30 protein-coding genes, 1 tRNA gene and 1 riboswitch are annotated in these 26,632 nt (G+C 39.1%); of the genes, 25 read left to right on the forward strand and 6 right to left on the reverse strand.

What is annotated here, in order from left to right; all coding sequences use genetic code 11:
* Nucleotides 1–179: 179 nt before the first annotated feature.
* The 4 genes from EDD61_RS02510 to EDD61_RS02525 all read right to left on the reverse strand — a co-directional run bounded on the left by EDD61_RS02510 (nucleotide 180) and on the right by EDD61_RS02525 (nucleotide 2,329).
* Entirely contained in the window at nucleotides 180–596 is a 417-nt protein-coding gene (locus tag EDD61_RS02510) for an arsenate reductase/protein-tyrosine-phosphatase family protein (protein ID WP_132223772.1), read from the reverse strand.
* On the reverse strand, nucleotides 589–933 hold the full coding sequence (locus EDD61_RS02515) for a thioredoxin family protein (protein ID WP_132223775.1): 345 nt from the start codon (nucleotides 931–933) through the stop codon (nucleotides 589–591). Before EDD61_RS02515 ends, EDD61_RS02510 begins: the two co-directional genes overlap by 8 nt.
* An 18-nt stretch (nucleotides 934–951) precedes the next feature.
* Entirely contained in the window at nucleotides 952–1,962 is a 1,011-nt protein-coding gene (locus EDD61_RS02520; RefSeq protein ID WP_132223778.1) for a permease, read from the reverse strand.
* 82 nt (nucleotides 1,963–2,044) lie between these two features.
* Nucleotides 2,045–2,329 carry an ArsR/SmtB family transcription factor gene (locus EDD61_RS02525; protein ID WP_132223781.1) on the reverse strand — a complete coding sequence of 95 codons (285 nt, stop codon included), beginning with the start codon at nucleotides 2,327–2,329 and terminating at the stop codon, nucleotides 2,045–2,047.
* 315 nt (nucleotides 2,330–2,644) lie between these two features.
* A riboswitch (purine riboswitch) is annotated at nucleotides 2,645–2,743 on the forward strand.
* A 56-nt stretch (nucleotides 2,744–2,799) separates the two neighbouring features.
* On the opposite strand from EDD61_RS02525, the gene EDD61_RS02530 reads away from it, so the two are divergent.
* From EDD61_RS02530 to EDD61_RS02595, 14 genes are all read left to right on the forward strand, one after another.
* On the forward strand, nucleotides 2,800–4,125 hold the full coding sequence (locus EDD61_RS02530) for a uracil-xanthine permease family protein (protein WP_132223784.1): 1,326 nt from the start codon (nucleotides 2,800–2,802) through the stop codon (nucleotides 4,123–4,125).
* Nucleotide 4,126: 1 nt separating this feature from the next.
* On the forward strand, nucleotides 4,127–4,651 hold the full coding sequence (locus EDD61_RS02535; protein WP_132223787.1) for a nucleoside-triphosphatase: 525 nt from the start codon (nucleotides 4,127–4,129) through the stop codon (nucleotides 4,649–4,651).
* Between the two features lie 164 nt (nucleotides 4,652–4,815).
* Nucleotides 4,816–5,829, forward strand: coding sequence for an ABC transporter substrate-binding protein (locus tag EDD61_RS02540; protein ID WP_132223790.1), 1,014 nt, complete (start codon nucleotides 4,816–4,818; stop codon nucleotides 5,827–5,829).
* 57 nt (nucleotides 5,830–5,886) lie between these two features.
* Entirely contained in the window at nucleotides 5,887–6,864 is a 978-nt protein-coding gene (locus tag EDD61_RS02545) for a FecCD family ABC transporter permease (protein ID WP_424353160.1), read from the forward strand.
* Nucleotides 6,861–7,634 (forward strand): ABC transporter ATP-binding protein, encoded by a 774-nt coding sequence (locus EDD61_RS02550; RefSeq protein ID WP_132223793.1) that lies wholly within the window; start codon nucleotides 6,861–6,863, stop codon nucleotides 7,632–7,634. Before EDD61_RS02545 ends, EDD61_RS02550 begins: the two co-directional genes overlap by 4 nt.
* A 6-nt stretch (nucleotides 7,635–7,640) precedes the next feature.
* Nucleotides 7,641–8,417 carry an FAD binding domain-containing protein gene (locus tag EDD61_RS02555; protein WP_132223796.1) on the forward strand — a complete coding sequence of 259 codons (777 nt, stop codon included), beginning with the start codon at nucleotides 7,641–7,643 and terminating at the stop codon, nucleotides 8,415–8,417.
* A complete protein-coding gene (locus EDD61_RS02560; protein ID WP_132223799.1) occupies nucleotides 8,408–8,872 on the forward strand; it encodes a (2Fe-2S)-binding protein in 465 nt (154 codons plus the stop codon). Before EDD61_RS02555 ends, EDD61_RS02560 begins: the two co-directional genes overlap by 10 nt.
* On the forward strand, nucleotides 8,869–11,145 hold the full coding sequence (locus tag EDD61_RS02565) for a xanthine dehydrogenase family protein molybdopterin-binding subunit (RefSeq protein WP_132223802.1): 2,277 nt from the start codon (nucleotides 8,869–8,871) through the stop codon (nucleotides 11,143–11,145). The genes EDD61_RS02560 and EDD61_RS02565 overlap by 4 nt, the downstream gene beginning before the upstream one ends.
* Complete coding sequence (locus tag EDD61_RS02570) at nucleotides 11,135–11,710, forward strand: nucleotidyltransferase family protein (protein WP_119983526.1); 576 nt, start codon at nucleotides 11,135–11,137, stop codon at nucleotides 11,708–11,710. Before EDD61_RS02565 ends, EDD61_RS02570 begins: the two co-directional genes overlap by 11 nt.
* A gap of 356 nt (nucleotides 11,711–12,066) precedes the next feature.
* Entirely contained in the window at nucleotides 12,067–12,873 is an 807-nt protein-coding gene (locus EDD61_RS02575) for a Cof-type HAD-IIB family hydrolase (protein ID WP_117547267.1), read from the forward strand.
* A 135-nt stretch (nucleotides 12,874–13,008) separates the two neighbouring features.
* Nucleotides 13,009–14,310: a 30S ribosomal protein S12 methylthiotransferase RimO gene (rimO, locus tag EDD61_RS02580; RefSeq protein ID WP_132223805.1), complete on the forward strand. Its 1,302-nt coding sequence runs from the start codon at nucleotides 13,009–13,011 to the stop codon at nucleotides 14,308–14,310.
* A complete protein-coding gene (locus tag EDD61_RS02585; protein ID WP_132223808.1) occupies nucleotides 14,304–14,786 on the forward strand; it encodes a DNA-deoxyinosine glycosylase in 483 nt (160 codons plus the stop codon). Before rimO ends, EDD61_RS02585 begins: the two co-directional genes overlap by 7 nt.
* A 191-nt stretch (nucleotides 14,787–14,977) precedes the next feature.
* Nucleotides 14,978–15,472, forward strand: a complete 495-nt coding sequence (locus tag EDD61_RS02590; protein WP_119983523.1) for a GNAT family N-acetyltransferase — start codon at nucleotides 14,978–14,980, stop codon at nucleotides 15,470–15,472.
* Nucleotides 15,473–15,692: 220 nt separating this feature from the next.
* A complete protein-coding gene (locus EDD61_RS02595) occupies nucleotides 15,693–16,760 on the forward strand; it encodes a glycoside hydrolase family 25 protein (RefSeq protein WP_132223811.1) in 1,068 nt (355 codons plus the stop codon).
* 43 nt (nucleotides 16,761–16,803) lie between these two features.
* On the opposite strand, the gene EDD61_RS02600 is transcribed toward EDD61_RS02595, so the two are convergent.
* Nucleotides 16,804–17,004 carry a cold-shock protein gene (locus EDD61_RS02600; protein WP_008689062.1) on the reverse strand — a complete coding sequence of 67 codons (201 nt, stop codon included), beginning with the start codon at nucleotides 17,002–17,004 and terminating at the stop codon, nucleotides 16,804–16,806.
* A gap of 238 nt (nucleotides 17,005–17,242) precedes the next feature.
* Between EDD61_RS02600 and EDD61_RS02605 the strand changes: the two genes are divergently transcribed.
* A complete protein-coding gene (locus EDD61_RS02605) occupies nucleotides 17,243–17,710 on the forward strand; it encodes a hypothetical protein (RefSeq protein ID WP_008689060.1) in 468 nt (155 codons plus the stop codon).
* Between the two features lie 157 nt (nucleotides 17,711–17,867).
* Here the strand turns inward: EDD61_RS02605 and EDD61_RS02610 are convergent.
* A tRNA-Lys gene (locus EDD61_RS02610) sits at nucleotides 17,868–17,943 on the reverse strand.
* A gap of 295 nt (nucleotides 17,944–18,238) precedes the next feature.
* Between EDD61_RS02610 and EDD61_RS02615 the strand changes: the two genes are divergently transcribed.
* From EDD61_RS02615 to EDD61_RS02660, 10 genes are all read left to right on the forward strand, one after another.
* The gene (locus EDD61_RS02615; protein WP_008689058.1) at nucleotides 18,239–19,405 is read left to right on the forward strand and encodes a DUF6348 family protein; all 1,167 of its coding nucleotides are present in this window, start codon (nucleotides 18,239–18,241) and stop codon (nucleotides 19,403–19,405) included.
* A 311-nt stretch (nucleotides 19,406–19,716) separates the two neighbouring features.
* A complete protein-coding gene (infC, locus tag EDD61_RS02620; protein ID WP_020991162.1) occupies nucleotides 19,717–20,268 on the forward strand; it encodes a translation initiation factor IF-3 in 552 nt (183 codons plus the stop codon).
* 22 nt (nucleotides 20,269–20,290) lie between these two features.
* On the forward strand, nucleotides 20,291–20,485 hold the full coding sequence (gene rpmI / locus EDD61_RS02625) for a 50S ribosomal protein L35 (RefSeq protein WP_008689053.1): 195 nt from the start codon (nucleotides 20,291–20,293) through the stop codon (nucleotides 20,483–20,485).
* 18 nt (nucleotides 20,486–20,503) lie between these two features.
* Nucleotides 20,504–20,872, forward strand: a complete 369-nt coding sequence (rplT, locus tag EDD61_RS02630) for a 50S ribosomal protein L20 (RefSeq protein WP_008689051.1) — start codon at nucleotides 20,504–20,506, stop codon at nucleotides 20,870–20,872.
* A gap of 15 nt (nucleotides 20,873–20,887) precedes the next feature.
* Nucleotides 20,888–21,325 carry a MarR family winged helix-turn-helix transcriptional regulator gene (locus tag EDD61_RS02635; protein WP_008689050.1) on the forward strand — a complete coding sequence of 146 codons (438 nt, stop codon included), beginning with the start codon at nucleotides 20,888–20,890 and terminating at the stop codon, nucleotides 21,323–21,325.
* A 388-nt stretch (nucleotides 21,326–21,713) separates the two neighbouring features.
* Nucleotides 21,714–23,144 (forward strand): NAD(P)/FAD-dependent oxidoreductase, encoded by a 1,431-nt coding sequence (locus EDD61_RS02640; RefSeq protein WP_119983522.1) that lies wholly within the window; start codon nucleotides 21,714–21,716, stop codon nucleotides 23,142–23,144.
* A complete protein-coding gene (locus EDD61_RS02645; RefSeq protein ID WP_008689048.1) occupies nucleotides 23,141–24,391 on the forward strand; it encodes an NAD(P)/FAD-dependent oxidoreductase in 1,251 nt (416 codons plus the stop codon). The genes EDD61_RS02640 and EDD61_RS02645 overlap by 4 nt, the downstream gene beginning before the upstream one ends.
* Nucleotides 24,388–24,750: a DUF1667 domain-containing protein gene (locus EDD61_RS02650; RefSeq protein ID WP_008689047.1), complete on the forward strand. Its 363-nt coding sequence runs from the start codon at nucleotides 24,388–24,390 to the stop codon at nucleotides 24,748–24,750. Before EDD61_RS02645 ends, EDD61_RS02650 begins: the two co-directional genes overlap by 4 nt.
* A complete protein-coding gene (locus EDD61_RS02655; RefSeq protein ID WP_008689046.1) occupies nucleotides 24,750–25,301 on the forward strand; it encodes a glycerol-3-phosphate responsive antiterminator in 552 nt (183 codons plus the stop codon). Before EDD61_RS02650 ends, EDD61_RS02655 begins: the two co-directional genes overlap by 1 nt.
* Nucleotides 25,298–26,602: a patatin-like phospholipase family protein gene (locus tag EDD61_RS02660; protein ID WP_132223814.1), complete on the forward strand. Its 1,305-nt coding sequence runs from the start codon at nucleotides 25,298–25,300 to the stop codon at nucleotides 26,600–26,602. Before EDD61_RS02655 ends, EDD61_RS02660 begins: the two co-directional genes overlap by 4 nt.
* Nucleotides 26,603–26,632: the final 30 nt, after the last annotated feature.

Genomic DNA, 26,632 nt, shown 5'->3' on the forward strand with positions numbered 1-26,632 from the left:
GTGGAATAAATATCAGAAAAAATTTAATTATGCAGCAGACATTTCATTTTCTCAAGCAATCGAAGCTATCAACCATCTAACAGAATGTCTATATGTAAACAATGATTAAAGTGATAAATTCATATAAAAATGCCATATGCTTACGTCTGAAAGCAGCATATGACATTTTCTTTTTTTATTCAATTTATATTTAGTTGTTTATCAGAAATTCGTTTTGCTAAAGTGATCACTTTGGCTTCGATTTGCAAAATGATATCCATAAACACATCATCATCTTGATTTGTCGGATCAAGTAATCCCCAATCTTCACGATATTGACAACTTATGGTAGGACATTGTACATGACAGCCCATGGTAATGACGATATCGACCGAAGGAATGTCCTTGATAAGTTTTGGATATTGTTCTTTCTCCATATCAATTTGATAGTGCTGTTTCAGTAAACGAATTGCATCCGCATTTATATTAGATTTGATATGCGTCCCCGCTGAATAGCTTTCAAATATCTCACCTGCTAAATGTCTTCCCAATACTTCAGCTATTTGACTGCGACATGCATTATGCACACAGATAAAGGCGACTTTAGGCTTATTCATGGGTATCCTTGCGGAATGTTTGTGTGAGTAGCTGTTTACATTCCTCTACGCTTAATACTTTCCCATAAGATAATAGGTTTCCTTTATAGACAATAGCAGGTGTGCTCATTACACCAAAAGCAGCAATTTGGGCAAAATCAGTTACATGACGGACAGGAATTTGCAATTGCAGTTCCTCTAAGGCTGTCATGATAGAAGATGTTAATTTCTGACATTTCGCACATCCTGAACCTAGTATCAGTAATTCAGAAGCATCCTTATTGAATTCAGTTTGGTTCATTTTTGTAAAATCTGTGTTACAGCAAGAGTTGTTTTCTTTTTTCTTAAATATGTGCATGATAATCGTACCTCATTTCTATAAAAAGTTTTGTAAGATGTTAAAGAAATAACCAACAGCGATAATACCAAAGGTGCAAATGGCAATAAAGACACCTAACAGTTTAGGTTTCAAAACCTTTCTTAACATAATCAAAGATGGCAAACTTAAGGTAGTTACCGCCATCATGAAAGCTAGGACACTGCCAAGATCTGCTCCTTTTGCCAATAAAGCTTCAGCAATGGGGATAGTCCCGAAAATATCGGCATACATGGGAATGCCAACGATGGTAGCAAGAATAACACCAAAGGGATTATGGCTTCCTAACAAAGAAGTTATCCATTCTTTTGGTATCCAGTTATGAATGAATGCGCCGAGAGCAACGCCGACAACAATATAAGGAAATACCTTTTGAAAGGTTTCTTTTACCTGCTCCTTGGCATATTGCAGACGATCTTTGCGTGAGAGCTGCACCTCATGTATCGCCATGCAGTTGGCTTGCGAAATGATGTCTTCCACTTGCTGTTCAAGATGCATCTTTTCGATGAAGGCACCACCAAGAATCGCAACGAGCAATCCTAACAAAACATATAGGATTGCAATTTCACTGCCAAAAATGCTCATTAATAATACCAAGCTGCCTAAATCAACCATCGGGGAAGATATTAAAAACGAAAAGGTAACACCCAAAGGTAACCCTGCACTGGTAAAGCCAATAAACAAGGGGATAGAAGAGCAAGAGCAAAAAGGGGTTACGGTTCCTAACAATGCCGATATCAGATTTGCTTTGATGCCATGATAACGTGCAGCGATAGAACGACTTTTTTCCGGAGGGAAATAACTTTGAATATAGGAGATGAGAAAGATAAGCAAGTACAATAACAAGGTTATCTTTACCACATCATAAAAGAAAAAATGCAGACTTGCGCCAAGACGACTTTGTATATCGACGCCAATGGCTTGAAGAAATGCCGCAAACATATCTTTTAACCATTGCATGCCAAGCACTTGATCTTGTAGAAACAATATTACGCTTTGTACAATGCGCATGAAATACCTCCTTGTTTTCATATCAAAAAAAATTGATGTGAGTGATGTTAAGAAAAGTCATAGCTAGCATGACTTTGTTTTTTTAATCATCTCCTGCAAGAATCTTTTGTAAACGTTTCAAAGCATAGGCACAACCTTCAGGATTTATTCGATAATGTGTCCATTTCCCATCCTGGCGACTGGCTATGATGCCGGATTCGCATAAGATCTTCATATGATAAGATAAAGAAGATTGACCGATTTGCATGTCTTCAATCAGCGAACAGGCACATTTTTCTTGATTCCTTAATAACGCTATGATACGTAAGCGTTTCTCATCACATAAAGCCTTAAAAATGATTGCATCTTCTGTATAACGATCTTGCATCTTATCACCTCATATCAAAATTATTTGATATGATAAGTTTACGGTATGTTTTTGTGAAAGTCAAGACAAAAGAAACTTATTTGTATATCATAAAGAAATACGCGGAAACAGCCATTTTCTTACCAATTCTACATGCCATGAATGTAACATTTTAATTGCTTGCGAATAAATTTTTAAGCGATATGCTGCCGCATGAGAAAAACATGTTATGCTGCATAGAAAACACGCACTGTTTGGCCTTTTGAAGTTGAATTTAACTTTACATTTCAGATAAGAAGATGCATTCTATACTTACTATAGTAAATTGTCGAAATTTGTGATAAAATGTCATAGTTTCGTATACGTCTGCCGGTATGGGGCAGATGTTTCTACCCCGATCCATACTTTGGGACTACGAAAATCAGACGTTTTTATAATGGAATGACTGATTCTCGTATGCCGTATACGAGAATTTTTTTATGGAGGAAATTATGGAAGAGAGAAAAAAAGATACAATTTATGAACTTGATGGCAGAGTACCTTTGAAAAAAGCCTTGCCTTTGGGTATTCAGCACATTTTAGCCATGTTTCTTGGCAATGTCTCACCATTGATCATCATTTGCGGTATGCTGCAGATGAGCGGCGCGTTGAAGATGACCTTGATTCAGAACGCCATGTTTGTTGCCGGTGTTGCAACCTTGATACAGCTGTATCCCTTCTGGAAAATTGGTAGTGGTTTACCAATCGTCATGGGAACAAGCTCTGGTTTTATCGGTACAGCAAAAGCCATTGGGGCAGCCTTTGGTTATGGGGCGTTGATGGGAGCTAGCTTTGTTGGTGGTTTATTTGAAATGGTACTTGGGTATTTCATTAAACCATTGCGTAAGTTGTTTCCACCGGTTGTTACAAGCTTAGTTATTATTTCTATTGGTTTATCTTTACTGCCAGTTGGTATTAATTACTTTGGCGGCGGCAGTGGAGCTGCCGATTTTGGTGCCGTAAATCATTTGGCTGTTGGTACCTTTGTCATTTTGGTTATCTTGATAGCAAAACAGTTCAAGGGAGCTATCAATAACGCATCTATCTTGATTGGTATCGTTGCAGGCTATCTTTTGGCTATCATCTTAGGTATGGTCGATTTTACACAGGTGGTAGAAGCAGATTGGATTGCGTTGCCATCCTTTATGCCGGTAGGTTTTGATTTCAATATGCAGGCCATCATTGCGATGGGCATCATGTTTATTGCGACAACGGTTGAAACGATTGGTGATACTAGCGGAGTAGCGAATGGTGGATTGAATCGAGAAGCGACAGATAAAGAATTGCAGGGCAGTGTCATGGCAGATGGTCTTGGCTCTGTGTTAGGCTCAATTTTCGGTGTATTGCCAAATACTAGTTTTTCTCAGAATGTTGGTTTGGTAGCGGTAACCAAGGTCGTGAATCGTTTTGTCATCATGACTGGCGCAGTTTTCTTGATCTTATGTGGCTTTTGTCCAAAGCTGAGTGCTTTGTTCTCTGTTATGCCACAGTCTGTATTAGGTGGTGCTGCAGTTATCATGTTTGCGATGATCTTAGTGAGTGGTATTCAATCTTTGACCAGAAAGCCATTAACGGAACGTGATGGTCTGATCGTGGCATTAGCAATCGGCTTGGGTGTCGGTATTGGAAATGTACCGGCAGTCTTAGCACAGCTGCCTAGCTGGGTAGGCAATATCTTTGCTCAGAATGGCATTATCATGACCTTTGTGATAGCAACTGTATTAAATCTTGTCTTACCTAAAGATAAAGAAGATCCTAAGCAAATCGAAGAGGCATAATATGAAGGTGTTTTTGACAGGTCGTATCCAGTGTGGAAAATCAACCTGTATCAAACAACTTATCGAGGAGTGTTCGTTAGCCGTTTGCGGCTTTCAGACACTTCCTTTTTATGAACAAGGGATACGCCTTGGCTTTTATATGCACGCTTTATGGGAGAATCCTTATAACGATGTGCGTTTTTCGATACAGCATCCTACATATAATGAGGTCATCCCTCAGGTGTTTGATCAATTTGGAGTAGCGGTGTTACAGCATGCAAGACAATTTTTAATAGAAAAGAAACAACAAAAACCAGTCTTGATAGTAGATGAAATCGGGCGTTTGGAACAACAGGAAAAAGCGTATTTAAAACTTTTACAAGATAGTATTGCGAAGGCGCAAAACGTTCTTGGTGTTTTGAAGAAATGTGAGGTACAATATATACAAGCGATTGCCGCCAGAGAAGATGTGCAAGTTTTTGATCTGGATGTGATGAGTTATGATGAGGTTTATGACAAGGTGTTGGCATTATTAAAAAGCCGATGAAACTATCGTGATTCTTTATAAGAAACGATAATCTTTTATAAAGATGTTATAGTGTTTCTACCATAAGTGTTGGATGGTGAATATTGTGTATACAGATTAGCTCATAGAACGCACGTTCACAAGCTTGTGCCATATCAACAAAACCGATGAAGAAGGGTGATATAATGAAGATATTTAAAAAATTAGGAATCTTAGTGACGACCATGAGTTTGCTTGTTGGCATGAGTGCCTGTACGCAGCAACCTAATAAGGAAACAACAAAAACAGAAGGTATTACGATCATTGATCAAGCAGGTCGTAAAGTGACATTGGAAAAACCAGCGGAAAAGGTAGTTAGTGGCTATTATATTGCGACTTCTACTTTGCTTGGATTAGGTCAAAAGGACAAGCTGGTTGGGGTAGAGATGAAAGCGGATAAACGTCCGATCTATAAAATGGCAGCGCCCGAAATCGTTAAGTTGCCAGCCATGGGCAATAAGAAAATGTTTAATGTAGAAGAATGTGCCAAAGTGAAACCGGATGTTGTGTTTTTGCCGGTAAGTCTGAAAAGCTATGTGGAGAAATTGGAAAGTCTGAATATCAAGGTAATCTTGTTACAGCCGGAAACCATGGATAGCTATGATGAGGCAGTGGATATCATCGCCAAGGCTTGTGGGGCACAAAAGCAGGCAAAGGCTTATTTTGCATATCGTAAAAACTTATATGAAACATATATCAAAGATGGAAACGCAAATAAAAGAGTATATTTTGCAGGAACAAAGGCATTGCAGAGCGCAGGTATAGATATGTTTCAAAGTGAATTGTTGAAGGTGGCTGGTGCTGAGAATGTCATGAAAGAAAATGGTAAGGGCAATTGGCTGCATATCAATAAGGAAACACTTATCAAAGCGAATCCGGATATTATTTTTATTGAACAAAAAGGTGCTAAGGTGAGTGACTTTACAAAAGATGCAGCTTTCGCGAGTGTCAATGCTGTAAAACATAAGCAAGTCTATGTTTTCCCGGCACATTTAGAAACTTGGGATACCCCTAATTTATCAAGCTGTTTAGGCGTTTTATGGACCTATGCAATTTTGTATCCTGAACGTGTTTCTATGGATATCGTAAAACAGGAAGCAAGATGCTTTTATCAACAATTTTACCAAATAGATGTAGATGTAGAAGAGCTGGGATGTTAAGCGAAAAGAACGGGGAATGTGTATATGCTTAATGCCAAGGGCAGAAAGGAGTAGGTGATGCATATGAAAAGATATTTCAGCTGTGGACTCCTGCTGCTGATTCTGCTTGTGATTGCTTTACTGGCAGGGCGCTATGGTACAAATCTGCAGGACATGTTGGCTGCCCTTTGTTTCCATGGAGATGCCGGTACACAGGCTATTGTTTGGAATATTCGCATACCGCGTATTTTATTGGTACTTGCCGGTGGTGGGGCGTTGGCTGTCAGTGGATTGATTTATCAAACCATCTTCAAGAATCCATTAGCTTCCGGTGATGTGATTGGGGCAAGCAGTGGCTGTTCCTTAGGGGCTGCCCTTGCCATCGTGCTATTTCATGATGAACCATGGATTACGATGCTCTTGGCGTTTGGCTGTGGATTGCTGCTTGTTATTTTCACCATGCTATTGGCAACAAAAGTACATGGAAATCGCATCTTGAATTTAGTCATTGCCGGCATCATCTTACAAGCTGTAGCAACTTCATTCCTGATGTTATTGAAATTAGCCGCAGATCCTTATCAGGAATTAGCTAGCATTGAATACTGGCTGATGGGGGGCTTTGGCGATGCTACTTGGACACAGGCTTTACTATGCATCGGTGTTAGTGCGATTTGTATGATTTCGCTTTATCTTCTACGCTGGCAGATTCAAATGCTGTCATTTGGTGAAGAAACGACAACATTAGGCGTTAGAGAAAAGCAGATTCGCTGGATAGCGTTATTGTTATCTACCTGTATGATTGCCACCGTTGTCAGTGTAGCTGGTATCGTGAGCTGGGTCGGTCTTTTGATACCGCATGCCGTACGCTTGCTCTATCATCAGCCTTTAAGCAAGGCACTTGGCAAGACGTTTTTTGGGGGAGCCTGTTTCCTTTTGGTTTGTGATACCTTAGCACGAGCTGTATTAGCGATAGAGCTGCCCATCAGTATATTGACTTCCTTGTTTGGTGCGTTTTTTCTGATCATCGTCTTTGTGAAAGGCAGGTTTTCATTATGATCGAAGTGGTTCATGTTAGTGTGGCATATGAGCAAAAAGAAGTGTTGCATGATATCAGCTTAACCATTCCCAAAGGTCGCATCGTGATGATGTTAGGAGAAAATGGCAGTGGCAAAACAACGCTGATGAAAGCCATGTTGGATAAGCTTCCTTTCGTGCAAGGGGATATCTTATGGAAGCAAGAATCCTTGCGCAAGCTCAACGAAAAGCAACGCGCTGCCTGTTTTAGCTATGTTCCCCAGATCAAGGAAATGGTGGCGGATATCAAGGTGATGGATTGTATTGTTGCCGGTTGTACACGACGTTTGTCACTGTTTGAAGTTCCTGACGCAAAGGATTATGCCAAAGCAAACGCTGTCCTAAAAAAGTTTCAGCTTGCCCATATCAAGGATAAATATTTACATGAAATCAGTGGAGGAGAGCTGCAAATGACCTATGTAGCCAGAGCTTTTTTACAGGATAGTGAGGTCATTCTCATGGATGAACCATGTACTTATCTAGATTTCCAGCACCAGCATCTTTTCTTGCAACAGGCAAAACAGCTGGCACAGCAAGGAACATCCTTATTCATCAGCATCCATGATCCTAATTTGGCTTTACAATATGCAGATGATATTTACATTCTGCATGAAGGAAGGATATATACGCATTTGAAAAAAGAAGAACCCTTCTTACGCAGAAGGTGCTGTGAATGTTATAATACAATATATGGAAAACACTTTGCTTTGGCAGGGGATGATAGCTCTGGCTATCTGGTATGGAAGGAGTAGGAAATCATGCTGCATATACAACAATATGTAAAAGCGTCATCGCTGGATGAGGCGTATACGCTGTTAATGAAAAATCGTAATCATCAAATTTTAGGAGGCATGCAGTGGCTGAAAATGCAAGATCGTGTGGTACCGATGGCAATTGATCTGCAGGCCTTGCATCTGGATGAAATTAAGGAACAGGATGACTATATTGAAATTGGTGCGATGTGTACATTGCGCCAGTTGGAAACAAGTCCGATTCTTTTAAAAACCTTTGGTACACTGATACAGGATAGTATCAAAGATATCGTAGGGGTACAATTTCGTAATACGGCAACGTTGGGAGGCAGTTTGTATTCACGCTTTGGCTTTTCTGATATACTTACAGCTTTCATGGTATTAGATACAAGTGTGGTATTGTATCATCAAGGAGAAATAAAGCTGAGTGATTATTGCAAGATGCCTTATGAGCGCGATATCTTGACGCATATCCGTATCCGTAAAGAAAACATTTTGACAAAATTTTTATGTATGCGTAAAAGTGCTACGGATTTATCGGTATTAAATTTTGCCATTGCCAAAACGGAGACAAACTATCGCATTGCTATTGGTGCCAGACCAAAACGTGCAGAATTGGTGGTCTTACCGGTAAGCTATGATGATAAGCAGATTGAAGAAGCGCTTTCCCATATTACGTTGCAAGATAACATGCGTGGCTCTAAGGAATATCGCAAAGCATTAGTATATGCCTTTGTACAAAAAGGCTATATAGCACTTCAGGAGGAAACAACATGCAGATAACAATGATGATCAATGGACGGCGTGTCATAGATGATATCAAACCGGATATGCTTTTATTAGATTTTTTACGTGCACATGGCTGTTACAGTGTCAAACGCGGTTGTGAAACAAGCAATTGCGGGTTATGTACGGTTTGGCTAGATGGTAAACCCATCTTATCCTGCAGTATGTTGGCTGTTCGCTGTGATGGACATGCCGTTACGACTTTAGAAGGCGTTGAACAAGAAGCACATGAATTTGCGGACTATATGGCAAAACAAGGTGCTGAGCAATGTGGATTTTGTTCTCCCGGCTTGATCATGAATGTTTTAGCAATGAAAAAGGAATTGCAGCAACCCACACGTGAAGAAATTAATCATTATCTAGCTGGCAATTTGTGTCGCTGTACCGGTTATATGGGACAGCTAAGAGCTATTGAAGCTTATTTGCAGGAAAAAGGAGGCGAACAGGCATGAAACATATCTCACAGCCCGTTGTAAAAAAGGATGCTTATGCTTTATTAAGTGGCAAGCCTGTCTATACCGGCGATATGGTGCCCAAAGATGCCTTGATCCTAAAGCTGTTACGCTCTCCGCATGCCTATGCGCGCATCAAAGCAATTGATACAAGTGCAGCTTTGAAAATGCCCGGTGTTGTGGCTGTTTATACATGGAAAGATGTCCCGGATGTACGCTTTACCTTAGCCGGACAAACCTATCCGGAACCTTCTCCTTATGATCGTAAGATCTTAGATGAAATCGTACGATATGTAGGCGATGAAGTAGCCATCATTGCCGCAGAAACGCTAGATGCAGCTGAAAAAGCGATGAAGTTGATCAAGGTTGATTATGAGGTATATGAACCATTATTAGACTTTACCAAGGCTATCGATAATGACATCATCGTACATCAAGAAGATAATTATCGTACGCTATGTGAGATAGGGAATGTGCGCATGCGCAATATCTGTTCGCAAGGGGAAAGCTGTGTCGGTGATATTGATGCGGCGTTTGCGGATTGTGATGTTATCTTAGAAAGAGATTATCATACAAAAGCCAATGCTCAGGCGATGATGGAAACTTTTCGCTCTTATGCCTATGTCGATGCCTTTGATCGTTTGAATGTCGTCAGCTCTACTCAGGTACCTTTCCATGTTCGCCGTATGGTTGCCAATGCTTTAGAGATTCCAAAAGCTAAGATACGTATCGTAAAACCACGCATTGGCGGTGGCTTTGGCGCAAAGCAAACCGGTTGTTGTGAAATCTTCACCGGCTTTGTGACGTGGAAATTAAAGCGTCCTAGTTATATCGTTTATAGTCGTGAAGAAACTTTTACGGCTAGCAATTCTCGTCATGAGATGAAGATGCATGTAAAGATCGGAGCGAAGAAAAACGGTGAGATTTTGGCGATTGATTTACATACCTTATCCAATACCGGCGCTTATGGTGAGCATGGTTCAACAACGGTTGGCTTAAGCGGTCATAAATCCTTGCCGCTGTACAATCATGTCAAAGCTAGCCGTTTTACCTATGATGTTGTATACACCAATACGATGCAAGCCGGTGCTTATCGAGGATATGGGGCAACGCAAGGACAATTTGCGGTTGAATCAGCTGTTAATGAATTGGCCGATGCCCTTCATATGGATCCTTGTGAACTGCGTTTCATGAATATCGTTGGTGAAAATGAAATCATGTCCCAATACTATAATGAACATCTCAACAGCTGTGCTTTAGATCGCTGTCTGAAAAAAGCTATGGAAATGATCGGCTGGAAAGAAAAACAGTTATGTCGTGATATGGGGAATAAGCGGCGTGGTCTGGGTGTTGCCTTATCCATGCAGGGAAGCGGCATTGCCAATGTCGATATTGCCTCGGTTATCATCAAGCTACAGGATGATGGTTTCTACACCTTATCTATCGGTGCTACCGATATGGGTACCGGCTGTGATACGATCTTAGCACAGATAGCAGCAGAATGTTTAGACTGTGAAGTTGAGCAAGTCGTTACACAGGCGGTTGATACCGATGCATCTCCTTATGATACCGGCTCCTATGCTTCTGCAACGACCTATGTCACCGGCATGGCGGTGGTGAAAGCATGTGAAGAGCTGAAACAAAAAATCATCAACGAAGCATCCATCTTGATGGAAGTGCCCAAAGAACATATCTGCTTTGATGGTGAACTGATTACAGCCGTTGAAGATAAGAAACAGATGAGCCTAAAAGATTTTGCCAATACTTGTTTTGAAGGAGGCAAAGGGGAAGTGTTGATTGCCAACGCATCCCATTGCTCACCTACCTCACCACCACCGTTCATGGTTGGAATTGCTGAAGTGGATGTCGATAAACTGACTGGTGAAATTTCATTAGTGGATTATGTTTCGGTTGTCGATTGTGGTACGGTCATCAATACGAATCTGGCTAAAATTCAGGCGGAAGGCGGTATCGCGCAAGGTATCGGTATGGCCTTGTATGAGGATATCAGCTATAGCAAACAAGGAAAGATGCGCAATCGCAGCTTCCTGCAATATAAGATACCAACACGATTGGATGTCGGCACGATTCGTGTGGACTTTGAAAGCAGTTATGAAGACCATGGTCCTTTTGGGGCAAAGTCCATCGGTGAGGTTGTCATCAATACGCCGGCACCAGCCATTGCCTCCGCGATTGCTCATGCCAGTGGTGTACAAATCAGAACGTTACCGATTACCGCAGAAAAAATCCTGTTGAAAAAAGATGAAGATTGATCTGGTTATCTTAGCTGCCGGTTATGCCAGACGCTTTCAAGGAAACAAATTGTTACATGTCTGGCAAGGAAAACCCATCCTGGCACATGTGATGGATACTTGTCAACAAGTGGACTTTCATGCGATTCATGTGGTAAGTCAATATGAAGAAGTGTTAGCTTTGGCTCATACAAGAGGTATGCACGCTGTTAAGAATGATCATCCACAAAAAGGAATGTCATCTTCTCTTCAATTAGGTCAAAAAGCCGCCAAAGATGCGGATGCCATTGTCTTTCTTACCGGTGACATGCCTAAAATCAAGGCAGAAACTTTACAAAAATTATGTCATATGGCAGATGCACAACATATTATCTGTGCTGCGGTTCATGGAGCTATTCGCAATCCCATGCTGTTTCCAAGCTGCTGGTTTTCAGAATTTGATAGCTTAGTACATGAGGAAGGTGGAAAAACGATTGCCATGCGACATCAAGAAGCTTGTATCTTAATGGAAGTCAATGAAGCAGAAGTACAGGATATTGACACCAGAGAAGATTTACAACAATTTGACAATGCAATAGGTGGTTAGTGAAAAACTAGCCACTTTTGTTCTTGAAAAGCATGCTTATACAAAGAAAGTAATGTGGTTTAGATACATAAAAATCAGGTAGGTATTTGCGTGATTTTTCGCTATAATAGATATAGAAAACATCATGAGATGTTTTGCTGGGAAAGCTTTTGAGAAATAAACAGAGCTATTTCTTTTAATGAGCATGTACAGGTAAAAGCCAACTGCCTCAACAGGTGAATTGCAAAGGTGCTAACTGCATCAACAGGAAACAATCATAGGTGCTACCGGCATTAACAAGATATTTAGAACTGGGAAAAGCATATGGAATAGCTCAATCGTTTATTAGGAAAGCAAACAAGAAAAAGGAGAAGAATATGAACCAAGCGTATCAATTGATTTGTTGCGATTTAGATGGAACCTTATTAAATGAGAAGGATGAAGTTAGTGAGAAGAATAAGGAAATGATTCAACGCTGTCGTAAACAAGGCATGCAATTTGCCATCGTCAGCGGACGTCCGGTGGAGGGGATCTTACAACTCATCAAACAATGGCAGATGGAAGAGATGGTCGATTATGTCATTGGCATGAATGGCGGTGTTGTTTATCATTGTAAAACAGCAATCAAAAAAGAATATCATCGTTTAGATGGCGCGATCATTAAAGCAATCATGGAGCATTATGCTGGCTGGAAAGTACGCTTTATCATCTTTGATGGTGCTAAGCGTTATGTCAGCTATAGTGATGAAGAAACCAAAAGGCTTGCCGCATCATATTGTGAACAGGAAGTACAGACAGACATGTTTACTTTATGTGATGTCCCACGTAATAAGCTAATTGTGCAATGCTATCCACAAGATATGCCAAAGGTAGAGGCTCATGGTAAGCAGTATCACAATGCACAATGTGTTTGTTTTAAAACAGCGGCAGATCTATTTGAATTTGTAAATCCACAAGTAAATAAAAGCAGTGGCATCCAAAAGCTGTGTGAGGATATTGGAATAACGATGCAAGAGGTTCTTGCTTTTGGGGATACCAGTAATGATAATGAAATGCTGCGTGATGCTGGTTTGGGCGTATGGTTATGCAATGGCAGTGAAGATACCAAAGCCATGGCAGATGCTGTGGCAAAGGCGAATACAGAAAGTGGCGTTGGCTGTTTTTTAGAGGAACACATCTTATAGAAGCAATTATACAAAGAGAAATTCAGTTTTTGAAAAAGAGCTTTCTTTGTTTCCATACCTAATGAGGTAATAAAAGGAAATGGCTTTTAGGATAGGAAAAAACATGGTATAGTAGTACCTAGCGAGGTGTAGTATATGAAAATAGGTTTTATTTCTTTAGGCTGTAGTAAAAATTTAGTTGATAGTGAAAAGATGATGGGCATGTTGAAAAGTGGACATCATGAATTGGTTAAGGATGCGCAGGAAGCAGAAGCCATCATCATTAATACATGCGGATTTATTAATTCTGCGAAAGAAGAAGCCATCAATACGATTTTTAAGATGGCGGAATATAAAAAACAAAATTGTAAAAAGTTGATTGTGGTTGGCTGTCTGGCGCAACGTTATAAGGAAACCTTGGAGGCAGAAATTCCAGAAATCGATGCCGTCATCAGTATTCGCGAATACCCGCATCTACATGAGATTCTTCACTCTTTATTGGATGGGAAAGAGCTTGTCAGCTATGGCAAAAGTGAGCGTATGGTATCAAGCAAGCCATGGACGGCATATTTGAAAATTGCCGAAGGTTGCAGCAATCGCTGTACCTATTGTGCAATTCCTTTGATTCGCGGTGATAATGTAACCTTTCCCATGGAACAATTGGTCCAAGAGGCCAAAGAACTGGCACAGCGCGATGTTAAGGAATTGGTTTTAATTGCCCAGGATACGACAAAGTATGGAGTTGACTTATATGGCAAACGTTCTTTATTAGAACTGTTACAAAAGCTTCATGAGATTGATGGCTTTCATTGGATTCGTATCTTATATATGTATCCGGATGAAATTGATGAGGACTTAATTGAAGGTATGGCGAAGTTATCGAAAGTATTGCCATATTTTGATATTCCAATGCAGCATGCCAATAATCGTATGCTGGCAGCTATGAATCGTCGAGGCACTAAAGAGGAAGTCTTGGCATTGATTAAAAAGATTCGCAAGACGTATGCGGATCCTACTTTACGTACGACCTTTATCGTGGGCTTTCCCTCAGAAACACAGGAAGATTTTGATGAATTGATGCAGTTTGTAGAAGAGGTTCATTGGGATCGCATGGGTGCTTTCACCTATTCTCCGGAAGAAGATACACCGGCTTTTGATATGGAACAAAGTGTTGCAGAAGAAGAAAAACAGCGGCGTTTAGCAATTTTGATGCAGCGCCAGGAAGAAATCTCTTTAGCCAATCAACAAAAACGTATTGGTACGGTGATGGAAGTTTTGGTAGAAGCACAGGATGGCTTGACTGGCAAATATCGTGGACGTGGAGCAAACAGTGCACCGGATGAAGTGGATGGTATGGTCATTTTTACAAGTAAACAACCATTAGCCCTGGGAAGTTTTGTCCAGGTTAAGATTACCGAGGCCCTCCCTCATGATGTGATCGGAGAAGCTTTGTGTTAAAAGGCTTTGCCCCTATTATTGCCAAACAGCCGCGAGTGATGATCTTAGGCTCTATGCCGTCTGTGACTTCTTTAGAGAAGGAAGAATATTATGGGTTTGCGCATAATCGCTTCTGGAAGATCTTGCATGCACAATTTGGGATGCCAATAGCTACCTATGAGCAAAAGAAGGCAATCATTTTAACGCATCATATGATTTTATGGGATGTCATTGGAGAATGTGAACGAGAAGGCAGCTTGGATTCGGCAATTCGCAATGAAAAAGTAAATCCGATTGATGAGCTGCTAGAAGCGTATCCGGAAATTTCAATCATTATCTGCAATGGTCGTAAAAGCTATGAACTGTTTCAAAAACATTTTGCGCATTTGGATAAGCAAGTAATTTATTTGCCTAGTACCAGCAATGCGAATCGCACGATCAAAGAGGATGCATTATTTGCAAAATGGATGCAGGTGTTATCTGCATATGATTTATAAAGTGCTGATGATTAGCACTTTTTTTCATGCTTGATGGAAAGCTGAAAACGTTTCTAGGATGAAAGGGTGATAGAAGAAGCAAATGATAACGACAAGATAAGTTACAAAAAGGGAATAGCTTTTTATTTTGATGTCTGCTTTTTAGGAAGAAAGTGCTATAATAATGGCTATATAAGAAGGGAGCGAGGCATATGCAGATACGCAAGTGTCAAAGTGATGAGGATATCCAACAGTTAGCAAAGCTGGCAAATGAGATATGGCATGAGTATTTTATAGATATTATTTCATTCGAACAAATAGAATATATGGTGGAGAAATTTCAAAGCTATCCGGCATTAAAAAAAGCCATAGAGGAAGAACAGTATACGTATTTCTTAGCCTTTGAGGAAACTGAATTGATTGGCTATTGTGGGGTGAAACCGGAAAAGGAACGCTTATTTTTAAGTAAGCTGTATTTAAGAAAAGATAAACGTGGGCAGGGCTTGGCTTCTTATTTATTAAAGGAAGCAATCAAGTTTGCGAAAGAACAAAATAAACAAGCGATTTATCTGACTTGTAATAAATATAATCAGCATAGCTTGGATGTATATCATGGCAAGGGATTTCAGGATATCGATGCAGTGCAGACAGATATCGGTCGTGGTTTCATCATGGATGATTATATCTTGGAAAAGGTGTTATCATAAAAAAAGGAAATAAAGATCTTTTGATGTTTTATCAAAGATTATATTATTTCTTTTTTATTTTAGTAAGGTTTATTTGATAGTTACTTTTTTTGTTCTGCTTATGGCTTTTTTACCTGAAGATGCTATGCCCTATATCATCTTCATTTTTTATGATGGTATCATGGCTGCAACCTAAACCGTTTTCTTTCAGATACATAGAGTAAAACAAGAGGTGAAGAAAATGAAACGATTCGGGATAGATGTTTCTGAACATAATGGCATCATTGATTGGAAAGCTATAAAAAGGGCTGGAGTAGAGTTTGCCATTATACGATCAAGTTATGGACATTTTGTAGAAGATCAGCAATTTCGTCGTAATGTAAAAGAATGTGAAAGATATAAGATACCATATGGCCTTTATCATTATTCCTATGTTGCCAATCATGCACAAATGAAAGAGGAGGCAGAAGGTTTTTTACGACAGTGTCGTTCCTGTAAGCCAGCGTATCCTTGTTTTATTGATATGGAAGATGCTGATGGTTGGAAAGCCAGACATGGTGTGAGTGATGCAATGAATATCGAAACGGTATATTATACTTGTGATACCTTAGAAAAAGCAGGATATTATCCCGGTGTTTATGCAAATTTGGATTGGCTTGAGCATCGTATAAATTCGCCGCGATTAGATCGATTTGATAAATGGGTAGCACAATGGGCTAGCAAAATCACATATGATAAACCATATGGCATGTGGCAATTTAGTGATAAGGGAACAATTAATGGATATCGTGGATGGTTGGATTTTGACTATGCCTATAAGGATTATCCAAAAATTATCAAGGAAAAAGGCTTCAATGGGTTCAGTAAAGATGATGGAAATTCCTCGAAACCAGAGAAACCAAAACCATATTTACGCTATCATGTAGGGGATCATGTACATTACAGTGGTTTATGGACACAAAGCAATGGTGGCAATTGGTATCCTCTTAGCTCACTGAGGGTGAAAGAAGGCACGATAACAAAAGTGATAAAAACAGCGCAACATCCGTATCTTATCGAGCATAATATTGGCTGGGCAAATAATCAGGTAATTGAAGATGCACAAAAACCATCCATTCATTTCCATGTGGGTGAGCTTGTTCGCTTTGATGGCTTATGGACAGCCAGTGATGGAGGTATCTGGTATTCAAAAGATCAATTATTGATAAAATCAGGAAGGATAACAAAAGTAATAAAAGGTGCAAAGCATCCATTCCTTATCAATAATGGATTGGGCTGGGCATCCGCAGCTGTGCTACACCATATATAAAAAAAGACACCCCATCTGGGATGTCTACATAAACAAGTGATGATTATAGAACGTTTACGTTTGCGGCATGATCTCCACGATCATTTGTTTTAATATCGAAGCTTACTTTCGCTCCTTCTTCTAATGTACGGAAACCATTACCCTGAATTTCTGTGTAATGTACGAAAATATCATTTCCTTCATCAGAAGTGATAAATCCAAATCCTTTGTCTGCGTTAAACCATTTTACTTTTCCTGTACTCATGTTATAGTACCTCCATTTTTCTGTATAAGAGGCGCCTCAAGGTATTAAAAAACACATATGTGAAATTGTACTTTGAGATAATTACAATTTCTGATATGTGAATATTGAAATCATAGTTATTTTGCTCGTTATTACTTCTTCAGTATAACATAATAATTTCAAATAGCAAGTGTTTTAAAAAAGAATTCGTTTGACAAGCGTGTAAATAAAGCATACACTTACTATATGAGGTAAGGAAATGACAACTAACGAAAAAAAAGTGTTTCATCCCACATTGGGCATTTGTACCATCACGGAATATGACCGTAAAAGTGATCGTATCACGATGATATCTTTAGATGGCAACCAAAGCGTCATTCCATATAAAAATATGGATAAGGCCGGTGTCAGAGAAATCATGGATATTGCTACAGCGCGATTGATTCTAGACAGAATTTTTCATCCGGCGATTCACGCGGATTATGGAAAAGAATTAAGTGAACTTTTAAAAATGCGGAATTATTCGAATATTGATATGAATGCACTGGTGGATGTTTATATTTATTTAATGAATTGGAAATATGCAGAAAGAAAATGTGGCATGAAAAATCAGGAGTGTTTGGAGCGTATTCAGGAGCGCCTTTGTGATGAACTGGCATTTGTGTTAGATGTAGGGAAGGAACAACTCATTGCTCATTTAATTGCCTGTTATGAAAATTTAGCTTAATGAATGAAAGATCGTTTTTCTTTCATTTTTTTTATTATCATATGAGCACCATAGATGATATGCTATGGCAGAGCAAGCTTTCTTATTGTGGGTCCAGAAGAGCGGCATAGAAATATAAAAAACGGAAATTTTATTAAATTTCCGTTTGTTTATGTAATGGTGACCCCTCAGGGAATCGAACCCTGGACCCACTGATTAAGAGTCAGTTGCTCTGCCAGCTGAGCTAAGGAGTCATGACTTAACTTGCTCAGTTATTATACCAAATATAAAACAAATTTCAAGTGTTTTCTTTAAAAAAGTAATAAAAGTTAGCGCATTTTTATCACGTAGATATCTTATTACAGTTCATTACCATAATGCTATCATGGCTTGCTCAAACAGATGTGTAGGAAAAAATTCATAAATGAAAAAGAATAGTGAAGATGGATAGAAATGATAAATATGTGATTATGTGGTATCCGGTAGCATTTATGGAAAGGTTTAGGAATTTATTGTATAATGGTAACAGTTATGGAAGGAAGGATATCCATGTTTTTCAGAAAAAATAAAGCAAAACCGGAAAAGAATGAAGATTTTATCGTAGCAGACACACAGGACTTACATGAGGAAATGATAGAGTCATTAATCGCGATATGTGAAGATGGAATTAGTTATGAAGATGCCTTTGTTTTATCAGATGAAGATATTTATGTATATGCTGATATTTTATCCATCCATGATAATGTGGTGCAGATTTTATTTCAGTTACATCATGACTGGTTAGAAGACACGATATTTGAAGCCATAGCAGCAAGTGGAAGTAGTGTACATGATGCCATCTTAAACGCCTGTAAACAGTATTATGATCAAGTTTTATCGTTATATAGAAAAGCCATCCGCAATGATGAGAAACAATATACTTGTGAGGGATTTACACAAGAACGTCATTTTTTCGATGTATTTGCCAGTAAACTTGGCGGTATCGGAAAAAAAGAAGGACCGGATGTAGATTATTGGGCAATGCTGAAAGAGGCAATCTGTTTGCGCTTAGGCAATAAAAAGGTGTATTGGGTAAAAGTGTTTGCTTCAAAGGACAAAGAAAATGCCACAGCTGAAGTATGGATCAATGGCAAAGAGGCTAAAGAGCTTAGTCAAAAGCTTTTGGCATATGCCATAAACTGGGATACCATCAGTGCTATTCATACGGAAAAACAGTGTTTTCTGTTTGTTCAACAGGAACGCAGTTATGAAAAAAGTGATTTCACGAAGAATGAAATACAGGAATATACACGCAAAGCATTGCAGGCTTTTGAAACATGCAAAGGTAAACAAGAACATGTAAAGATACGTTCTCAGCTCATAAAATGGTGTGAGGATGATTCTTTAGCATATGAGATTTTCTGCTTTCTTCCGGAATTATATTGTAAATATGCATATCCTTATGTAGAATTTGGTGAAAAACTCTTTTTAGTGAAGAAAAATGAAAAAACGCGTGAATTATATCAGAGTCAGCTACAGTCTTATGCGTATATTGAAGAGGTAGTTAAACAACATTTTGAAGAGGATGATATTGAGAATTCATGTATCCAGAATGTATTAGCTTTTAGTGCGAATGCCAAAGCAATCCAGAAAGCTATTGAACAAGGGGATTCTCCAGCGGATCTATTCGTACCTGGAATTGGCTATTTTGTCCGCGATGGTTATCAATTAAGATAGCGCCATCCATTTAAAAGATGGTTCGTATATGGTATAAGCGTAAAGCTGAATGAAGAAAAGCGTGTACATACGCAAGAATCATCTGCATAAAAGAAAACAGCGAATGCAAAGATGAAGTACAGTTTCTAAAAAAGGTTTGACATGGCAGTGAATTCATGGTATGCTTAACAAGCAGAAAAGTTAGTGGAAAGTTAGAAGCACCCCTTCTCACCTGATGTCTGAAGACGTAGGTAAATGCTACATCATATTAAGAATTACATGATGATATTAGCGGGTGCATAGTGAGTACCCGCTTTTCTTATGGCAACAAAATGGAGGTGTCTATTATAAACAAGAGAGTTATTCCTAACAATGTAAACGACGATTTAGTAAATGAAAAGATTAAGTTCAAGGAAGTCATGGTGATTGATGCTAATGGCGATAAACTTGGAGTTAAGATGCGTCGTGAAGCTTTAGAGATTGCATACAACCAGGAACTGGATTTATTGTGTGTAGCTCCAAAAGCACAGCCACCGGTTTGTAAAGTGCTGGATTATGGTAAATATCACTTCGAACAGCAGAAGAAAGCAAAAGAAGCGAAGAAGAAACAGCATGTAACCGAGGTGAAGCCAATTCGACTGTCTCCGGTCATTGACCGCCACGATTTTGAAACCAAAATGCGTCATGCACGCAAATGGATCGAGGATGGAATGAAAGTTAAAGTGGATATGCGATTCCGCGGACGCTTGATTACGAGACTCGAGGTTGGTAAAAAGATTATGAATAGCTTCACTGAAGAAATTTCTGATATCGCAGTTATTGAAAAGAAACCAATTCTGGAAGGTAATACGATGTCATGTGTTCTGGCACCGAAGAAGAAATAGTTATTTATAGGAGGTACTACTTATGCCAAAGATGAAATCACATAGAGGTTTAGCAAAACGTATTAAAACAACTGGTTCCGGTAAACTGAAAAGAAGTCACGCTTATACTTCTCACCGTTTCCACGGTAAGACACAGAAACAGAAACGTCATTTAAGAAAAGCATCTACGGTACACAACACAGATTTCAAACGTATCAAACAGATGCTGGTGAAGTAAGATAGGAGGAATATAAACATGGCTAGAGTTAAAGGTGGATATACAACACGTCAAAGAAGAAAGAAAGTATTAAAGTTAGCAAAGGGTTATTATGGAGCAAAACACTTGCTGTATAAAACTGCACACGAGCAGGTAATGCACTCTTTCAAATACGCATACAATGACCGTAAAGATTTAAAACGTGAAATGCGTAAATTATGGATCGCACGTATCAACGCTGCAGCAAGAATGAATGACATTTCTTATTCAAGATTGATGCACGGTTTGAAATTAGCTAACGTAACGATCAACCGTAAAATGCTGTCAGAAATTGCTATTCACGATGAAAAAGGATTCACAAAAATCGTTGAAACAGCAAAGGCTGCATTGGAAAAAGCTGCTGCTTAATTGAGGTATGTATAAATGAATGACACACGGCATACGCTGAATGAACTTCTGGTAGATCTCTTTAATTACATCCTGTTGATTGAAGAGAAGAATCTGCGGGATCAAGGTGTCAGCTTATCCATGACAGAGGTACATATTCTGGAAGCCATTGACAAAAGTGAATCCAAGATGATGTCCGCAATTGCCAAGCGATTGATGGTAACACAAGGAACACTCACCGTTTCAGCTTCAAAGCTTGTTAAAAAAGGATATGTGGAGCGTGTCAAGGATGAACGTGATAAACGTATCGTGCGTCTTCAATTGACTGATCGAGCAGTACATGTCCTTGAAGTTCACAATGATTTTCATGCGAAGATGATTGATAAGCTACTAAATGAGCTGGAGCTGGATAAGGAACAGGAACTGATACAGTCTTTACGAAATCTGATGGATTTCTTTAAATCTCATTACTAATATAACGTCTGTTCATACAGGCGTTTTTCTATTCTATGACACCTTTTATGAATACGAACTAGAACATATGCAGGTTTTATTAGAATTTCTTATACTTGCGATATGTGAACAAGCATAGTTACTTTTGTGATTGTCCTCATAACGTGTTCTTGTGAAATCTGAAAAGAAAAAGAGAAGGTTAAGCACATTATTTCATGCGATTTGCTATTATCGTGACTATCATGTCCGCAAAAAGAAAATAAAAAAGTAAAACATCGTCATAATTCAAAACAGTTTTATGCTATACTATAAGTACAAGTTAATAAAAAATTACGAGAAAGCGAGATGAGAAACAGAACAGACTGTTTTTATCATGTCGCTTTTTTAGCGTATGGGAAAGGAGAATCGCATGAAAACGATTGCTGTTATCGGTGCTGGCATTGTCGGATCTTTTTTAGCATATGATCTGACACAATATGAAGAAGTAGAGGTAATATTATTTGAAAAACATGGGGATGTTGCACAAGAAACAAGTAAGGCGAATAGTGCTATTGTTCATGCTGGATATGATCCTGTAGATGGTACTTTAAAGGCAAAATTAAATAAACGCGGAGCCAAGATGTATCAAAACATATGTAAGCAGTTAGGCTGTGGTTATCAGGCTTGTGGAGGCTATGTATTGGCAAGCAATGAAGAAGAGGTAGAAATCTTACAGGAATTGTATGCAAGAGGTAAAAAGCGCGGTATCACTGTGGAGATAAAAGAACGTGAAGAAGTAGTAAAGAATGAAAAAAACTTGAGTAAACATATTCGTAAAGCTTTGTGGGTGCCAGATACAGCTATCATCACTCCATGGGAAGTATGCGAGGCTCTTGTAGAAGAGGCTTTATGGAATGGCTTACAGCTTCATTTGCATGAAGAAGTGTTGGATATTAAAGCATGCGAAAAGGGATATGTCATAAGAAGTGATAAAGGACAATATTCTGTGGATATGCTTGTGAATGCTGCTGGCTTAGGTGCACAAAAGATCATGGAAATGGTGGAGGCAGAATCCTTATTTACGATTACACCAAAACGTGGTCAATATTATGTTCTAGCTAAGCGTAGTCAACCTTATGTATCCCATGTGTTATATCCTGCCCCATCTAAAGCGGGAAAAGGTGTTTTGGCAGTGCCTACCATACATGGTAATATTTTGTTAGGACCAACGAGTGAAGTATTAAAGAAGGTGGATAATGGCACAACAACGTCAGGCTTACAAGAAGTACAGGAAAAGGTGGAAAAAATCATTCAACATGTACCTTATCAAGAAGTTATCCATAGTTACAGCGGATGTCGGCCTACTGGTAATAACAATGATTTCTATATCGAAGAATCAAGAAGGTGCAAGGGGATTTTTCATTTAGGATGCATTGATTCACCAGGCTTAGCATCAGCACCTGCCATAAGTGAATATGTGATCGTAGATCTCATGAAACTTCCGTTGACTTTTCATAAGAAAAAACATATTGTGCATCGTCAAAAACCACTCATTATGCGAAACTTAAGTGAAACAAAACAGCAAGCCCTCATACAAAAGCATCCGGGCTATGGACATATCGTCTGTTATTGTGAGCAGATCAGTGAGCAAGAAGTGGTCGATTGTATCCATCGAAAGTGTGGTGCCCATAGCATTGCGGGGGTAAAAATGCGTGTGCGCCCAGGAATGGGGAAATGTCAGGGAGGGTATTGTGAAGTAGAAATCGCTAAACTATTGGCAAGAGAATTGCAAATACCATTGCACGAAGTGCAATATGATGAAGACAGCTATTATGAGGTGGCAAAGGAGGGGAGACGATGAAACAGGTAGATATGATCATTATCGGAGGTGGCAGTGCTGGAATGAGTGCAGCTATTGCGGCCAAAGAAGCTGGTATAGATAATATCTTGATCTTAGAGCGTAAGGAAGAACTCGGTGGAATTTTGCAGCAATGTATTCATAATGGTTTTGGCTTACAGACTTTTCATGAAGAGTTAAGTGGTCCTATGTATGCGCAACGCTTTATAGATCAAATTCATGCTTATCGAATTCCCTATCGTTTATGCAGTGATGTTGTATGGATCGATGAGAGATTACGTGTACAATATGTTAATGCAGAAGAAGGCTATGTATGGGTACAGGCGAAAACGATTCTTTTAGCTTGTGGCTGTTATGAACGTAATCGCGGAGCCATCAGTATTCCTGGAAAACGGCTGCCTGGTGTCTATACGGCAGGCAGCGCACAGCGTTTTTTAAATCTTGAAAATATTCTCGTTGGCAAGAACATCTTCATCTTGGGAAGTGGTGATATCGGACTCATCATGGCAAGACGTATGACACTGGAAGGGGCAAACGTGTTGGGGGTAGCTGAAATTATGCCATATTCCAATGGCTTAAATCGAAATATTGTACAATGCTTAAAAGATTTTGCGATTCCTTTATATTTATCACATACAATCGTTGATATTCAAGGGGATTTTCATGTGGAACGTGTAGTCATTGCCCAGGTAGATGAACATCGCAACATTCTTCCAAAGACACAGAAAAGCTTTGCGGTTGATACCTTATTATTGTCCATTGGGCTGCTTCCGGAAATGTCATTAGCAGATCATTTGGATATGGAAATGGATAGTAAGAGCAAAGGGGCAAAAGTAAACGCACATTATGAAACAAGTATTCCGCATATCTATGCTTGTGGGAATGCTTTGCATGTCCATGATATTGTGGATTTTGTCAGTATGGAGGCTCATGAAGCGGCTTTATGTGCCGTTCAAGATATCAAAGGGCAGTATCACCGACAGAAACAATTTTCTACGCAAGCTGGGTCAGGTATTTCCTATGTATTGCCGCATTCTGTTGATGCCCAGCCTTCACAAAACATCACCCTTTGTGTTCGTTCCATTAGACCTTATAAACAGGTGATGATCAACATACGAACAGGGGATCGTATTATCAAAACCATAACAAAACGCTATCTATTACCTTCTGAAATGGAACGAATTATTTTAAAACCATCAGATATTGGTATTTTAGAGGAATCATTAATTGTGGAGGTAAAAGAGTCATGAAAAAGACATTTGACTGTATTGTTTGCCCAATGAGTTGTCATTTAGAAGTGACGAAGCAAAAAGATGATATACAAGTCAGAGGAAATAGCTGTTTGAAAGGAGCAGCCTTTGCTCGTCAGGAGATGATAGAACCTATGCGCATGTTAACGACGACCATACGTATAGAACATGCTATCTATCCATTACTGCCGGTGATTACTTCAAGAAATGTTCCAAAAGCTAAATTATTTGCTATAATGGAAGCATGTAAACACGTTTGCGTAAGTGCGCCGGTGCATGTAAATGATGTGATTGTAAAAAATATTGCGGACAGCGGCGCAGACTTATTGGCATCAAGAAGCATGGAAAGAAGGATTTGATGATCATACAGAACATCTTGCCGGTGATATCCGATTGGAAGACATTTGAAGCCTTTCTAAAGGGGTCTTATACATGGTGCATCCTCATGGATTTTCATATGAACTTTATGGAGGACTTGGTAAAACAGTTGCATGAGCATAACAAAAAAGGCATTGTGCATATGGATTTGATTCATGGTATTGCCAATGATCAATATGGTACACAATATATGTGTCAGAAGGTACATGCTGATGGAATTATATCAACAAAGCCGAAAGCGATTGAAGCTGCTAAAAGCAATCAATGCATTTCGATCTTACGTATTTTCATGATTGATTCACGCTCCTTTATGCGTTCTGTACACATGGCATCAGCTTTACAGCCGGATTATATTGAAGTTTTACCAGCCTTATTACCGGGGATTGTTAAAAAGTTGCATGCCTATTGCGATATTCCAGTCATTGGCGGTGGTATGATCGAGAATCAAGAAGATATCGCCAAGTGTTTATCCGGTGGTATGCAGGCAGTATCAACTAGTCATAGAGAACTATGGGAAAGTGTGGAGAAATGAAAAGAGCATTGGTGTTAGGTGGTGGCGGAAGTAAAGGTGCCTATGAAATCGGTGTATGGAAGGCTTTAGATGAGATGCATCAGCAATTTGATCTGGTTTGTGGAACAAGCATTGGGGCAATGATCGGGGTATTGTATGTGCAGCATGATTATCCTAAGGCTTATGATCTGTGGAAAGATCTGAAGGTGGAAGATATCATGGTAAATGGTGTTAATTTGGATAAAGATATCGAATTGATCATGTCTCAGAAAGGGAAATATGCCGACTTTTTATCAAGCTATATCCATCATAAAGGTGCAGATATTACACCGTTTATTGAAACAATCACACCTTTATTTGATGCAGATGCCTTTTTCAACAGTGACATTGATTATGCCTGTATGACCGTTAATTTCACACGCCGCCAACCGCATCCATTTCTAAAGCAAAAGATGGACAGAGATCGTGTCATTGATTATGTTTTAGCTAGCGCTTCATGTTTCCCGGCATTTCCAATGAAAGAGATTGATGGGGAATACTATCTTGATGGTGGCTATCATGACAATGTACCGATTGAACTGGCACGCAGCTTAGGCGCTCAACAAATCGTAGCCGTTGATTTAAAAGCTGTTGGAAAAAATCAAATTCATGAACCACAGGAAGATACTATTTACATAGAACCCTATGTACCCTTAGGAAGCTTTCTGCTATTTGATACGAAACGAATTCATCGCAATATGCAGCTAGGGTATCAAGATACTATGAAGAAATTTCATAAGCTTCTTGGTTCTATTTATACCTTTTCCTTAAACGATGAAAAAGCCATTGCGCATTTGGATGATCAGCTACAAAAAGCATTGGAACAAATTGATGATCTATTGGATCATGAAACTATGCTTAATGTGGTAGAAAAGGTTGTTCATCATCGCGTCTTGAAAGGTCTTGCGCCTTATCAATACCATACGTTTCCTTTCTTTGCCTTGTTAGAAAAAACGGCATGGATATTTGGATTAGCAGATATTGGCATTTGGCAGTTACAAGCATTTGTAATTGAAATCTTACATGTTGCTGACGCGCATATAAGCATATTTGAAAAGATGAAGGCTAGCCGCATTTCCGTGGGTGACATCATCGTGGCATTGAAAAATGAAAGTGAATTAGAAATCATTTGTTATATTTATCAGTATCTATTGGATACTCAAAATAAGCAAAGTGATCGTTTCACTGGGTTAAAAGCTATCAGTGTCGTATTTAATGACTCTTTTTTGAAGGCTTACATGCTATATGCCTTGCATATGAATTTTTTGAAGATGGAAGGGTAAGAAAAGAATGCTCATGTATAGCTGAAGATG

It is taken from the genome of Longicatena caecimuris (assembly GCF_004341945.1).
In the GTDB taxonomy this organism is placed as follows: Bacteria; Bacillota_I; Bacilli_A; order Erysipelotrichales; family Erysipelotrichaceae; genus Longicatena; species Longicatena caecimuris.

Excerpts from the sequence above, each read along its gene's own strand:
- EDD61_RS02565 (WP_132223802.1), top strand. The coding sequence starts at position 8,869 with ATGAAACATATCTCACAGCCCGTTGTAAAAAAGGATGCTTATGCTTTA.
- EDD61_RS02660 (WP_132223814.1), top strand. The coding sequence starts at position 25,298 with ATGAAAAGAGCATTGGTGTTAGGTGGTGGCGGAAGTAAAGGTGCCTAT.
- EDD61_RS02545 (WP_424353160.1), top strand. The coding sequence starts at position 5,887 with ATGCATATGAAAAGATATTTCAGCTGTGGACTCCTGCTGCTGATTCTG.
- EDD61_RS02600 (WP_008689062.1), bottom strand. The coding sequence starts at position 17,004 with ATGAGTACAGGAAAAGTAAAATGGTTTAACGCAGACAAAGGATTTGGA.
- EDD61_RS02595 (WP_132223811.1), top strand. The coding sequence starts at position 15,693 with ATGAAACGATTCGGGATAGATGTTTCTGAACATAATGGCATCATTGAT.
- EDD61_RS02530 (WP_132223784.1), top strand. The coding sequence starts at position 2,800 with ATGGAAGAGAGAAAAAAAGATACAATTTATGAACTTGATGGCAGAGTA.
- EDD61_RS02650 (WP_008689047.1), top strand. The coding sequence starts at position 24,388 with ATGAAAAAGACATTTGACTGTATTGTTTGCCCAATGAGTTGTCATTTA.
- EDD61_RS02635 (WP_008689050.1), top strand. The coding sequence starts at position 20,888 with ATGAATGACACACGGCATACGCTGAATGAACTTCTGGTAGATCTCTTT.
- EDD61_RS02560 (WP_132223799.1), top strand. The coding sequence starts at position 8,408 with ATGCAGATAACAATGATGATCAATGGACGGCGTGTCATAGATGATATC.
- EDD61_RS02570 (WP_119983526.1), top strand. The coding sequence starts at position 11,135 with ATGAAGATTGATCTGGTTATCTTAGCTGCCGGTTATGCCAGACGCTTT.
- EDD61_RS02645 (WP_008689048.1), top strand. The coding sequence starts at position 23,141 with ATGAAACAGGTAGATATGATCATTATCGGAGGTGGCAGTGCTGGAATG.
- EDD61_RS02590 (WP_119983523.1), top strand. The coding sequence starts at position 14,978 with ATGCAGATACGCAAGTGTCAAAGTGATGAGGATATCCAACAGTTAGCA.
- EDD61_RS02555 (WP_132223796.1), top strand. The coding sequence starts at position 7,641 with ATGCTGCATATACAACAATATGTAAAAGCGTCATCGCTGGATGAGGCG.
- EDD61_RS02655 (WP_008689046.1), top strand. The coding sequence starts at position 24,750 with ATGATCATACAGAACATCTTGCCGGTGATATCCGATTGGAAGACATTT.
- EDD61_RS02575 (WP_117547267.1), top strand. The coding sequence starts at position 12,067 with ATGAACCAAGCGTATCAATTGATTTGTTGCGATTTAGATGGAACCTTA.
- infC (WP_020991162.1), top strand. The coding sequence starts at position 19,717 with ATGGAGGTGTCTATTATAAACAAGAGAGTTATTCCTAACAATGTAAAC.
- EDD61_RS02640 (WP_119983522.1), top strand. The coding sequence starts at position 21,714 with ATGAAAACGATTGCTGTTATCGGTGCTGGCATTGTCGGATCTTTTTTA.
- EDD61_RS02615 (WP_008689058.1), top strand. The coding sequence starts at position 18,239 with ATGTTTTTCAGAAAAAATAAAGCAAAACCGGAAAAGAATGAAGATTTT.
- rimO (WP_132223805.1), top strand. The coding sequence starts at position 13,009 with ATGAAAATAGGTTTTATTTCTTTAGGCTGTAGTAAAAATTTAGTTGAT.
- rplT (WP_008689051.1), top strand. The coding sequence starts at position 20,504 with ATGGCTAGAGTTAAAGGTGGATATACAACACGTCAAAGAAGAAAGAAA.
- rpmI (WP_008689053.1), top strand. The coding sequence starts at position 20,291 with ATGCCAAAGATGAAATCACATAGAGGTTTAGCAAAACGTATTAAAACA.
- EDD61_RS02525 (WP_132223781.1), bottom strand. The coding sequence starts at position 2,329 with ATGCAAGATCGTTATACAGAAGATGCAATCATTTTTAAGGCTTTATGT.
- EDD61_RS02515 (WP_132223775.1), bottom strand. The coding sequence starts at position 933 with ATGCACATATTTAAGAAAAAAGAAAACAACTCTTGCTGTAACACAGAT.
- EDD61_RS02535 (WP_132223787.1), top strand. The coding sequence starts at position 4,127 with ATGAAGGTGTTTTTGACAGGTCGTATCCAGTGTGGAAAATCAACCTGT.
- EDD61_RS02550 (WP_132223793.1), top strand. The coding sequence starts at position 6,861 with ATGATCGAAGTGGTTCATGTTAGTGTGGCATATGAGCAAAAAGAAGTG.
- EDD61_RS02510 (WP_132223772.1), bottom strand. The coding sequence starts at position 596 with ATGAATAAGCCTAAAGTCGCCTTTATCTGTGTGCATAATGCATGTCGC.
- EDD61_RS02520 (WP_132223778.1), bottom strand. The coding sequence starts at position 1,962 with ATGCGCATTGTACAAAGCGTAATATTGTTTCTACAAGATCAAGTGCTT.
- EDD61_RS02540 (WP_132223790.1), top strand. The coding sequence starts at position 4,816 with ATGAAGATATTTAAAAAATTAGGAATCTTAGTGACGACCATGAGTTTG.
- EDD61_RS02605 (WP_008689060.1), top strand. The coding sequence starts at position 17,243 with ATGACAACTAACGAAAAAAAAGTGTTTCATCCCACATTGGGCATTTGT.